This is a genomic window from Lysinibacillus sp. 1 U-2021 (assembly GCF_029916965.1).
Lineage (GTDB): Bacteria > Bacillota > Bacilli > Bacillales_A > Planococcaceae > Lysinibacillus > Lysinibacillus capsici.
The window spans coordinates 507,307-519,112 of the sequence record NZ_CP123966.1; the positions used below are offsets into that span (position 1 = coordinate 507,307).

11 protein-coding genes and 1 riboswitch are annotated in these 11,806 nt (G+C 37.4%); all 11 genes read right to left on the reverse strand.

Annotated elements, in window-relative coordinates:
* Nucleotides 1–60: 60 nt before the first annotated feature.
* The 11 genes from guaA to nadE all read right to left on the reverse strand — a co-directional run bounded on the left by guaA (nt 61) and on the right by nadE (nt 11,792).
* Entirely contained in the window at nt 61–1,614 is a 1,554-nt protein-coding gene (gene guaA / locus QH639_RS02715; RefSeq protein ID WP_131522315.1) for a glutamine-hydrolyzing GMP synthase, read from the reverse strand.
* A gap of 157 nt (nt 1,615–1,771) precedes the next feature.
* Nucleotides 1,772–1,873, reverse strand: a riboswitch (purine riboswitch).
* Nucleotides 1,874–1,905: 32 nt separating this feature from the next.
* Nucleotides 1,906–4,089, reverse strand: coding sequence for a transglutaminase TgpA family protein (locus tag QH639_RS02720; protein ID WP_131522316.1), 2,184 nt, complete (start codon nt 4,087–4,089; stop codon nt 1,906–1,908).
* Nucleotides 4,086–5,267, reverse strand: a complete 1,182-nt coding sequence (locus QH639_RS02725; RefSeq protein WP_131522317.1) for a DUF58 domain-containing protein — start codon at nt 5,265–5,267, stop codon at nt 4,086–4,088. Before QH639_RS02725 ends, QH639_RS02720 begins: the two co-directional genes overlap by 4 nt.
* Nucleotides 5,264–6,208, reverse strand: coding sequence for an AAA family ATPase (locus tag QH639_RS02730; protein WP_131522318.1), 945 nt, complete (start codon nt 6,206–6,208; stop codon nt 5,264–5,266). Before QH639_RS02730 ends, QH639_RS02725 begins: the two co-directional genes overlap by 4 nt.
* A gap of 194 nt (nt 6,209–6,402) precedes the next feature.
* Nucleotides 6,403–7,083, reverse strand: coding sequence for an ABC transporter ATP-binding protein (locus QH639_RS02735; RefSeq protein WP_281115639.1), 681 nt, complete (start codon nt 7,081–7,083; stop codon nt 6,403–6,405).
* Complete coding sequence (locus QH639_RS02740) at nt 7,080–7,880, reverse strand: ABC transporter permease (RefSeq protein WP_131522372.1); 801 nt, start codon at nt 7,878–7,880, stop codon at nt 7,080–7,082. The genes QH639_RS02735 and QH639_RS02740 overlap by 4 nt, the downstream gene beginning before the upstream one ends.
* A complete protein-coding gene (locus tag QH639_RS02745) occupies nt 7,880–8,332 on the reverse strand; it encodes a nitrous oxide reductase accessory protein NosL (RefSeq protein ID WP_131522320.1) in 453 nt (150 codons plus the stop codon). The genes QH639_RS02740 and QH639_RS02745 overlap by 1 nt, the downstream gene beginning before the upstream one ends.
* Complete coding sequence (locus QH639_RS02750) at nt 8,329–9,600, reverse strand: right-handed parallel beta-helix repeat-containing protein (protein ID WP_281115640.1); 1,272 nt, start codon at nt 9,598–9,600, stop codon at nt 8,329–8,331. Before QH639_RS02750 ends, QH639_RS02745 begins: the two co-directional genes overlap by 4 nt.
* A 58-nt stretch (nt 9,601–9,658) precedes the next feature.
* Nucleotides 9,659–10,282 carry a nitrous oxide reductase accessory protein NosL gene (locus QH639_RS02755; protein WP_237898755.1) on the reverse strand — a complete coding sequence of 208 codons (624 nt, stop codon included), beginning with the start codon at nt 10,280–10,282 and terminating at the stop codon, nt 9,659–9,661.
* A gap of 205 nt (nt 10,283–10,487) precedes the next feature.
* A complete protein-coding gene (locus QH639_RS02760; protein ID WP_131522323.1) occupies nt 10,488–10,808 on the reverse strand; it encodes an NAD synthetase in 321 nt (106 codons plus the stop codon).
* Between the two features lie 159 nt (nt 10,809–10,967).
* Entirely contained in the window at nt 10,968–11,792 is an 825-nt protein-coding gene (nadE, locus tag QH639_RS02765) for an ammonia-dependent NAD(+) synthetase (RefSeq protein WP_259420410.1), read from the reverse strand.
* Nucleotides 11,793–11,806: the final 14 nt, after the last annotated feature.

The following is an 11,806-nucleotide window of genomic DNA, read 5'->3' on the forward strand; positions in this document are numbered from 1 at the left end:
CAGAAGGAATTAAATCAAAAAGGCCCTAAAAACCTCTCAGGGCTTTTAGGGCTTTTGCTATTATTCCCACTCAATCGTTGCTGGTGGCTTAGATGTAATATCATACAGTACGCGGTTCACGTGTTTTACTTCGTTTACAAGGCGGACAGAGATTTTCTCTAGTACATCCCAAGGAATACGTGCCCAGTCAGAAGTCATACCGTCGATAGATGTTACGGCACGGATACCTATTGCATAGTCATACGTACGAGCATCGCCCATTACACCAACTGAACGGATATCAGGTAATACCGTAAAGTACTGCCAAATGTCACGCTCAAGACCAGCTTTTGCGATTTCTTCACGTAGAATGAAATCAGATTCACGAACGATTTCTAATTTTTCTTCTGTTACTTCACCAAGCACACGGATACCTAATCCAGGACCTGGGAATGGTTGACGCCAAACGATTTTTTCGTCAAGTCCAAGCTCTAAGCCTAGCGCACGTACTTCATCTTTAAATAAAGTTTTCAGTGGCTCGATTAGTTGGAATTGCATATCTTCAGGAAGACCACCAACGTTATGGTGTGATTTGATTGTTTGTGCAGTTGAAGTACCAGATTCAATAATATCTGTGTAAAGAGTTCCTTGTGCTAAGAAATCCATACCCTCAAGCTTAGATGCCTCTTCATCAAATACATAAATGAATTCATTACCGATAATTTTACGTTTTTTCTCTGGATCAGAAACGCCAGCGAGTTTGTCCATGAATCGTTTACGTGCATCGATTTTAATAAGATTCATGTCAAAGTCTTCTGTGAATGTTTTCATTACTTGTTCAACTTCACCTTTACGGTTTAAGTTGTGGTCTACGAACATACAAGTTAATTGATCGCCAATTGCTTTATGGATTAACACCGCTACAACTGATGAGTCTACACCACCAGAAAGTGCACATAATACTTTTTTATCGCCAACGATTTCACGAATTTTTGCAATTTCAAGCTCAATGAAGTTTGCCATTGACCAATCGCCCTTCGCTTCACAGATGTCGAATACGAATTGACGTAATAGATCATTACCATATACAGAGTGACGTACTTCTGGATGGAATTGTACAGCATATAGTTTACGTTCAACGTTTGCCATTGCAGCAATCGGACAAGATGCGCTAGTTGCGATGACTTCAAATCCAGCTGGAACTTCTGTTACATGGTCACCATGGCTCATCCAAACGATTTGTTCTGTAGGTAACTCACCAAATAATTTGTTTGGTGTTGTTACTTGAATTTCGGCTTTACCATACTCACGTGTTTCAGCACCTTCAACTTTACCGCCGTTTGTATGTGCCATTAATTGCATACCATAACAAATACCTAAAATCGGTAAACCTAATTCGAAAATAGCTGGATCCACATGAAAGGCATTTTCATCATAAACAGAGTTTGGACCACCTGAGAAAATAATACCTGTTGCGTTCATATCTTTAATTTCTTCTGCAGTTACCGTATGTGGATGTAGTTCACTAAAAACACCAAATTCACGAATACGACGTGTAATTAATTGGTTAAATTGGCTACCGAAGTCTAATACAACGATTTTTTCTTGCTCTTTTAATAAAGGGCTAGCTGTCAAAATTTCCACCTCTTCTATTATTTTTAAAGGATATTTTTCATGTGTTCAAAGAAAAACGCGAAGAAAGTAAAAAAACTTTCTACGCGTCCATAAGCTCTAGAATATTGATAAAGGCGAATGCGTAGCAAAGTAAAGTGATTTACTATACTTTTCACCTAACGAAAACATCCGCCTTCATAGAGAAATCATTTAAGGTGATTTCGTAGAAACATCCGAACCCTATTATCGAACTTATATGAAAGCAATCCTTGCATTTAATTTTTTTCATTTTACTCTTTGTCTACGTTAAAATCAACTGATAGTGCGATTGATTAAATATTCCCAACTTTCTTTCAGCTTCATGAAATCAACATCTTCTTTGTCTTTTCCATAAATATGTTGCTCGTAGACTACCGTCAGCTTTTGCATTTCATCTGTTTCTAATGCTGCATCTACACGCTCTGCGAATGCACTTAACGTTTCTCCATCTTTTCTGCGCAAACCAATGCGAGATAATTGCTTCAGTAAAACATGGTAAGAAGAATCGAAATTTGACCAATCCGCTACTTTTTTACGGTATGCTCGAACATGCATCTTAGGAATCCACGTTTTACGCTGTAAGAATAAAGAAATACCCGTGATTATGAATAATACAACAATTATTACCCAAACATAGGCAAACTTTTTCATCCATAACCACATTGCATCAAAGCTAAATGTTGATTTCATCTGTTCCTTCTCGGTTACCTGTTCTTGCGGTTGTGGCTGCTCGGGTTTTGATTCTGGCTGCACCACTTCCTCCTCATCAGACGTATCTAATGGGATATCATAATCGATATTGACATTTCCAGAAAAGCCGATTGTCGGTTCAAACTCCATCCATCCCGTTCCAGGTATAAATGCTTCTACCCATGAGTGCGCATTGTCATTCGTGATGCGATATTCACGTAACCCATCTGACACAGGGCCTGCAGTTCCAGGCGCAAAACCTTTCACCCATCGAGCTGGGATCCCTACTGAGCGTAAAAGTACCACCATTGAAGTGGAGAAATTATCACAATACCCTACTTTTGTATCGAACAAAAATTGATCGACATAGTCTTGATTTTCACCAGGAATAGCAGCTTGCGTTTTATCGTATTTAAAACCATTTGTTCTAAAATAACTTTCTACAGCCTTAATTTGTTCATAAACCGTATCTTTCTTTTGCGTTATTTCAGACGCTAAGTCCCTTACACGTTGAGGAAGTTGGTTTGGTAACTGTAAAAATCGATCAAAGGAAGAATCCATTGTTTCAAGTGTTGCTGGATATGACAATTGGAGCTGCTCCATACTATAAACAGGCTCACTATAAGACAATGAATAGTTTGATAATGATTTCGATTCCCCCACCTGTTGTTCTATATTCATTCTTTCAGTCTGCTCATCTTGAATAAATAAAGTGGAATCTTGAGCCGAAACAGAAAGCATACCATATGTTTGAATTAAAAATGGCATTGGAACAGCAATGTCTAATTGAATCTGACGTTCATTTTCAGGTGGCCCGACTTGTAAAGAAGTCAGAATGGGTGTATTTGACTCATAAACATTTTTCCCAAAGTTCCCCTCTGAAACAATCCAACCTTTCGACGTATACGTATCTTTTGTTTCAATGCGCCAGTAATGGCGATCACGAGAAGAGGCAGTGAAAATTAACGTATTATCTCCTTGGAAAGGACCACCTAACTGACTATCATCTTGGCTATAACCAACTGATTTTTGACCATTTCCATTTCCATCTTGTCCAGTAACACCTTGGATAAAGGGCACAGGATCTGCCCATGTTGGTCCAGTCTTTGGTAAAAAGAATGCTACAGAACTAATGAGCAATACAGCTACTAGCATGGGAATCACAATTTTCCATTTTTCCATTGCCGTACTTGTAGTTTCCACTTGAAGCCATAGACGCTTGACAAAAAGAACACCTGTCATGATTAATCCTAAAACAACAACTTTTACAATTGCCGCTTTACCATCATAGTCACTAAATGTATCCAAAGTAGCAATAAAAAATACGGTCATGGCAAAGAAGTAGAATATATTTTTTCGCACCGAAACCCAATGGTGAATTAAATAAACTAGCATCCAAATTAACACAAGAAATAATACTGTTCTGAAAACATCTGAAACCCGTCCAAAGTCACCTGTTAGAATCGTGGTTATGTTCCCTTTCCCTTCAGCCAATAAAAAAGGCAATGTATTACCAGATAATACAGGACTAGGGCTATAGATAAAAACGATAAACCAGGTAATATAACCAAACTTCACTAACCCTGATAGCAAAGGATGTACGCGGAAAAGACTTAGCGCTAAAGACATACCGATAAAGACTAAGAAAAGATGCATCCCACCTGTATTCGTTAATTGCATAATGGGAATAAGCCATTCACGCAAAATGAAAAATACAATAACATAAGCTATGGCTAATTCTAAAAATTCTCCTAATGTTTGCTTCACGGTCTCATCACCTCCGTGAATAAATGATAGAAATCTGCTGGATTTACATAAATAACTTGAATATGTTTATACCGCATCGCCAGCTCAGATTGCACTGGTGGCTGCTTGGCCACTACAAAACAAATACAGCTTTTCACAATATTTGCAAGAGTATGTAGTAATTCATCTGAAACATCACTTGTCACATAAAGCAGTGTTGCAACTTGCTTAAAGGCTTGTTGGTCATGAAATCGAAACTTGACATTCTCCGTAGGTTTTATCGCAGCTAAATAATACATGACCTGATCTAAATGCTTGTCCCCCTGTATAGCAGGGAATACTTTCGTCATTTCTCCAGCAGAAATAAAGGATAAATCTCCTCGTTCCTGAACGATCATCTGTAGCATTGAAGCCACTAACTCCACTTTTTCTTCAAACATTGTGGATTTTGTTGCGTCTAGCACTAACATTAGTTCTGATGATTGTCGATCCTCAAATTCCTTAGACTGCAACTTTTGTGTACGTGCAAATGATTTCCAATGAATCCATGAAAAACGATCTCCAGGAACGTACTCTCTTAATCCAACAGCCATCGATGTGTCCTTCACAATAGAGTATGGTGACATCATCGGGCCAACATCATATTTTGTTTGAAGCGCAGCATATTTCATCTCTTGTATTCTTGGGTAAACTAAAATAGTTTGGTCCTTTTCTGCTACGACAACCTTTTTAGCCCAGCCAAAAAAATCGTAGAAAATAATTGTAACACCTAGGTAGCGATGTTCACCACGTGGCATATTCTCCAATTCATATTGCCAGCTAAAGTCTTTTTTAAATCCAACGAACTTAATGGCATTCGCATTTTGTATTTTAGCTTGCACTAATCCCTCACTATCCACAAGTTCCTCCATTACGATATAGGCAAACGGAAAACGTGTTTTACGTTCTATCGTAATAAGCACCTTCGCTGATTGACCGCGTTCTATATGAATCGGGTCAATCTTACGTTCGATTAGTAAAATATCCTCTCTAACGATAAAGAACATACATGCATACACTAAAAACGGACTAACCGTAAAAAATACAAACCAGCTCACAAATCCACCTTGGAACATTGCATAACAAAATGTTACGATCATCAAGAAAGCGATTAATAGGAAATGTTTACTTTTTTCTACAAAAGCTTTCCATCGCCTCATTGTTCTGCAAACCTCTTTGTCGGAACTGGTGTTTTAGCAATGATACGCTGGATAATTTCGTCTGCCGTCACATTATCATAGCGTGCATCTGGTTTTAAAACTAAACGATGACTAAAAACAAATGGCACTAAATATTGAACATCATCAGGGGTAACATAGCTTCGCCCTTTCAAAAATGCGTAAGCTTGAGAAGCTTTCATTAGTGCTATTGTGGCACGAGGACTCACACCTAAATAGACATAATTATTTTCCCTTGTTAGGGTAGCAAGCTCCACCATATAATTTTTAACAGAATCTTCTACATACACACCTTGAACAAGTTCCTGTAATTCGATTAATTGCGCTACCGATAATACCGCTTCGATTTTTTCAATGGCTTTACCATTCTCAGCTCTTCGTAAAATTTCAACTTCCTGCCCCCTAGATGGATAGCCCATTTTTATCTTTAAGAGAAATCGATCTAGTTGTGCTTCAGGTAAAGGATAGGTACCTTCATGCTCAATGGGATTTTGTGTAGCCATAACAAAAAATGGCTGATTGATTATCAACGTTTTCCCATCAATAGTAACAGAAGCCTCTTCCATTCCCTCTAACAAGGCTGATTGAGTTTTCGGAGACGTTCGGTTAATTTCATCGGCTAGTACAACATCCCCCATGATTGGACCAGGACGAAATTCAAACTCCATTGTCTTTGGATTATAAATAGAAATACCGACTACATCTGATGGCAATAGATCTGGCGTAAATTGAATACGCTTAAATTGTGCATCAAAAGATTTTGCAAGTGCTCGCACCATCATTGTCTTTCCTACTCCAGGTACATCCTCCAACAAAACATGCCCTCTTGCCAATAATGCGACAATACTGAGCTCGGCAATTTCTCTTTTACCAATCATTACTTTTTCTATATTTTCTAAAACATTCTGTATTTGAGCATTCATTAATCGAAAAGCCTCCCATTCCATCAAGCAATTGTGTGAATTGCAAGCAAACTTAATCTAAGCATAGCGAAATCTGTCCTGTAAAACAATTATCTGAAACTTCTACTTCCTATGAACATTCATAAAAAAGGCTTGTTTGATAATACCCAAACAAGCCTAACCCTTATTATATAACGTCATTAATCATTAGAATGTTACAAATTCAATCTTTTTAACCATATTTCTTCTAAAGATATAGAATTTTCTTGTAAGAAAATTTCAGTTATCGCCCCAGAAATGATAATTTCCCCTTCATGTAAAACTAATAGATCATCCGCTATTTCTTCCGCAAAAGACAGCAAATGAGTAGAGAAGATAACGGTATTGCCTTTTTCCTTCTCCTCCAACATCATGTTTTTCAACTGTGCTATCCAAAAGGGATCTAGACCATTCGTTGGCTCATCTAAAATTAGCAATGACCCGTTACCAAGTAGGCTTTGAGCTAGGTTTAGGCGCTGGAGCATCCCTTTAGAAAAGTGTTTAGCTCTTTGCTTCCGAACATCCCACAAGGAAACACGCTTCAGAACATTCTCTTGCTCATAACTATCTACTTCTTTTAAAGATGCCAACAGCTCTAATACTTCAGATGCAGTTAGCATAGTTGGAAAGTTTACATCATCAGGCATAAAACGTATTGTTTGTGGTTGATGCCATATTATTTCACCAGATTGCGCTTTCTCTTGACCCGTTAACAAACGAATCAAAGTACTCTTTCCTGCCCCGTTTCCTCCAACCAACGCTAGAATTCGACCAGCTTGCAGCAGAAAGGAGGCTTCATTTAATCCCCTATCATTTTCATAAACCTTGACTACATTTTTTCCCTCTAACAGAATCATCGCCGCTCCCCCTCCTTTAACAGCTTCGTAGCAAGCATTAACGGTAGTACAATCCAGAGTATTGTTATTATTCCATACACCACCTGACCAAGCGGTGATAAGTAAAACCTCGTAACATCATAAAAGGCTGGACCAAGCACACTAGCTTGATTACTAAATATAAAATAGCCGAAGCGCAGCCATTCAACTGGATTAATATGTATCGTTATGATGATAAACTTTTGTAAAAGATGCCCAGGAACAACTGCGCCTATAGCCATTAATGCATACGATATGAGCAATAAAAGTAAGGACCATACTACAAGTGATAACGCAAGTGCAAATAATCTTGTTTTTGCAAATACCCCTAGCAAGATTCCTAAAGACACAAAGATAATAATACATAATAGTGTAAGCATAACTAAAACAATTGGTAACCGTACCCCACCTAGTAACCCACCTACGGCTAATACAAAACCAAATGCCACTACTATTACTAATAAAAACGCAAGTGCTGTCGCTACATATTTGCCTGTAATATATTGCATCCGTTTCATAGGATATGTTTTTAATAACGATAACCAACCTGACTCTATGTCACCAGCTACACTCATACTACCAATGGTGAGGATAAATAGCGGCAGCAGAAATAACAACACACTTAAAAACGATGCAGTTTGCCGTGTAAAGCCTTCAATATCTGGCAAAGCCATCTGTTGAATGACGATAATGGCAACGAAAACAAACGTAAAAAGAAAGGCTACAAGTTGCATCCATCGACTTCTTAAAATCTGCTTCAGCTCTATTTTTACAAACATCACTCATGAATCCCCCAATTCAATGTCAACAAATCACGATAGACTAATAGTTGACCTTCTCCTTCATCATTCATCCATTCTCGCGCTTCGTCTTTTGTAGCAAATGCAATAACGCCATAGTTCATAGGCGTCCAATAATTTTTGTTGTATACATAAATCGCTTTATAAACATCAATCCATTCATTCGTTGCTTTATTTTTAATATAGGCTGCCCCAACTTCATCATCGCCATTTAGCTCAAGGTAATCCATCAAGCATCCAATATCATCAAAAATCTCATCGTCTCCATTTTTCAAAACAATCTGCCCTGCGTATTCATTATGAACAATACTCATATTACAAACTTTACAAACATCTGTTTCACTATTAATTTCACGTGGATGGTATGCTTTTTCACCACAGCCTACTAAAATAACGCCACATATAATTAGTATCATTATCCATCTAGTCATACTCGTCCCCCCCTTTTCCAAAGCCACAAACTTCCCATAAACACGATAAAACCAATCATTATTTGTAGGATATTTAATGAAAACTCTATCTCTTTCCTATTGCTCAGTAATTTTGGCTCATTATCTACCAGTAGATTTCGTTCTGTTTTATTAATCTGTTGATCTAGTGACGTCAGGATAACAACGCTGGGTGATGCCACAAAAAATTGATAAACTGGTTGTCTCACCATCCATTGTCCAAAACTCGACACAGCCACATATGGAACATCTCCAAAACCATCACCTGTAACATCTAGCCCTGTATAATCATCATAAAAATTATGAATTAAACGTAATCCCTGATTGTCTGACCTTGCTGTTAATATATTGCCTGTAAACTGATTATCCATAATGGTTGAACGCGCATCGACTTTTGTACCTTCTAATGCAGTTTGATTCATCTGAAAGCGATTTTCATGTATTTGAATCACTGAACTCTTCTGCAACGCTACCCCTACACGATTATGTAGAAAGCTATTTTCTCTTATCATTGCCTCCTGTGTGTCATACATCATAAGTCCATAACTATTGAAGCCATTATGAGTACTGATTGTATTACTACTTATTTCTAAATTAGTAGTCATCATCACCATAAGACCTGTAACATTGTGTGAATACGTATTGAACAACACCTTCACACCACTTGAATACATAAAATGTGTTCCATATCGACTATTTGTTACTTTATTTCGCTTTACATCCATTCGCGTCACTTCTTCAACGTATATACCATCTTGGACATGTTCGATCGTATTTTGATCGATCACAACATCCTCACTTTTAAAAACTGCAATTCCATTTCCTTTTTCAGCAAAGTGTGTTTCATTTCCAATGATCTTATTTTCCAAAACTCGAATATGCCTTGAATGTTGAAGATGTATACCAACGCGGATATCTTTTAATTCAATAGCTCTTAGCTCTAAATTCTCCACCTCATTAGCAACAATTCCTTGATTTTTTGCTGTTATTCTTATATTTTCTATCAAAACATTCGATGCAGATTCAATTTTTAATGCAGGTTCATCATTTTGAGCATAAAGCTCAGCTCCTTTTTGTCCGTACAGTTTGATCGGTTTTTTCACAATGAAATTCCCTTGGTAACGACCAGCAGGAATATGAATACTATCTCCAGCTTTTGCTTGATCGATAGCATATTGAATATCAAATTCTGCATACGCCGTTTGACTTGTAAATAGAAAAAACAAAAAGAACAACATCATTTGCTTCATCACTTTCCACCTCCTTACTCAGCAAGAAAAGACTAGAGGATTTCCCCTAGTCTATGATTTAATGACTGTGCCCTTCTTGATTCATCTCATTCGAATGCACAGAACCAGATGCATCGTTTTCATCCTCAGCCTTTTTTTGCATCATTTTCTTACGTCTCTCCAATGCATCATCTTTAATTTTTTGTAGTTCCTCCACATAAGCTTTCGAATTTTCTTGCATATATTTATCTGCTTCAGCCTTGTCCACGAAATAAATATAGCCCCAGTTCATCGGCGATTTCAGCTCCGTTTTTATAATTGTTACATCTTCAATCTTTGCCCAATCTTTCGTCACAAAATCACGTACAAATTTTTCGTTTTTTTCTTCATTAGCAACCTCTGCATTTAATAAACAGCCAATATCGTCATAAAAAGCGATTGTTCCATCTTCTTTTATTGCCTGCGCTGAAAATACACCCATCTCATGGTCTTTCATATAAACTTTCATATTACACATTTCACAAATTGTATCTTCTTCTGGCTCTTGTAACCGTGTATCTACTAGTGAAGCAACTTGCACGGTTTCTGATTCGTTTTTCGTAGTTTCTTGTTCAATTCCCTTTTCTTCTACCTGTTTTTTTTCGCTACCACAAGCTGCAAGTACAAATAATAATATTAGTGCAGGTAACCATAATTTTTTCACAACTTTATCCTCCAAGTTTAGTTTTCTGTTGCCATATCCTACATTACAGATTAGTTGTGAAATTAGTTAAAAATCGCTGTGAAGAAATGGAAAAATTACCTTGAACATTCCATGAACATCTTCACTTCAAATATTTTGAATTTAGTGCTTTTATTTACTTCTCCTCAAAAATAAAAACTCCCCACACTGATGTGGAGAGTTTGGCTTATATGGAAGAACGATAACTATTGAGTCGCTTCTTTTGTTTGTTTAAACGACTGAGCTTTAATGCCGTTTCATTTAATTCACGGCGAATCTCCAAATCACTAGCGCTATCTACATGGATAGGTGTAATCGGTTGCTGCTGTTGTGAATTTACAGAAACAGTTGTTGAATTGTACGTTTTCTCTTTATTTTTTTGTAATCTATTCCGAAATTGCTTTTGTGGATTTTGCCCAAAGTTATGGCTGAGATCACCAGCATGTAAATACTGCTGTTCCTGCCGAAAAACACTACTTGTCGTTGCACTCACTCTAGAAGTCCTCATAAAAAGTTACCCTCCCCTACATTTTATTATCCTTATAGGTAATTATATCGACATTATATGCTGACAATTAACAACATAGAACCATAATACATAAAAAAAGAGCGAAAAGAGCTATTTTTAAAAGTGAAACCACTTTCTTTATAACCCTTTTCGCTCATCTTACTTCCAAAAATCATCAAATATTGTAATTGGCATATGACGTTTATGTTGGGAACGCAAATAATACTCTTCTAATCTTTGGCGAGGTTCTTCTGGAATTTCTTTCCCCTCTAAATAATCATCTATTTGATCATACGACACACCTAGCGCCACTTCGTCTGGCAATGAGGGACGATCTTCTTCTAAGTCTGCTGTAGGCACCTTTTTATAAAGATGCTCAGGGCATTGAAGTTCTGCTAACAATTGCTTTCCTTGTCGTTTATTTAAACGAAAGATTGGCATTAAGTCTGCTCCACCATCCCCGAACTTTGTATAGAAGCCTGTAATAGCTTCCGCAGCATGATCTGTTCCTAATACAACCGCTCCATTCATTGCAGCAATTGAATATTGGACCTTCATACGCTCACGAGCCTTTTCATTCCCTTTCACAAAGTCATTCAGCTCAACCCCCGCATTTGTTAGAGCTCTCACACTAGCATCCACTGCGTCTTTTATATTTACTGTATAAACCTTCGTTGGCTTTATATAATCAATGGCATCTTGGCAATCCTGTTCATCAGCTTGTACGCCATATGGTAATCGTACAGCGAAAAACGAATACTTCATTTCTCCCTCTTCTGCATTTAATTCATCAATAGCCAACTGCGCTAGTTTTCCTGTTAATGTTGAATCTTGACCACCAGAAATACCAAGAACAAAACCTTTTACAAAACTATAGCGTTTTGCATATTCCTTTAAAAAATCAATTGATTTACGTATTTCCCTCTGTACATCAATGTTAGGCAGTACGCGTAATTCCTCAATAATTTGTTGCTGTAAAGTCATTGCACCCGTCACTC